The following is a 391-nucleotide window of genomic DNA, read 5'->3' on the forward strand; positions in this document are numbered from 1 at the left end:
GATTTTGCCGAGTTCCTTAACGAGAGTTCTCTCGCTCACCTGAGTGTTCTCCACTCGACTACCTGTGTCGGTTTGCGGTACGGGTGCCTGTCTTCTTGCTAGAAGCTTTTCTTGGCAGTGTGACGCTTGAACCTTCGCTACTTTAATTTCGCTCCTCATCACGCCTTGTGCTTACCAGTAACAAGCATTTGACTCATTACCACACTTAACGCTTGAACATGGCTTCCAGCGCCATGCGTCCTTTGCCTCCTGCGTCCCTCCTTCGCTGTTAACGAAGACATGCAGTACAGGAATTTCTACCTGTTGTCCATCGACTACGCCTTTCGGCCTTGCCTTAGGTCCCGACTTACCCTGGGCGGACGAGCCTGCCCCAGGAAACCTTAGTCTTTCG

Annotated in this window: 1 rRNA gene; it reads right to left on the reverse strand. The window is 51.9% G+C overall.

Annotated features, from left to right (window positions below):
- Nucleotides 1-391: ribosomal RNA gene (locus H3U49_RS09790) — 23S ribosomal RNA — on the reverse strand; the annotation flags it as partial.

It is taken from the genome of Lactobacillus sp. W8174 (assembly GCF_016100975.1).
GTDB lineage: Bacteria > Bacillota > Bacilli > Lactobacillales > Lactobacillaceae > Lactobacillus > Lactobacillus juensis.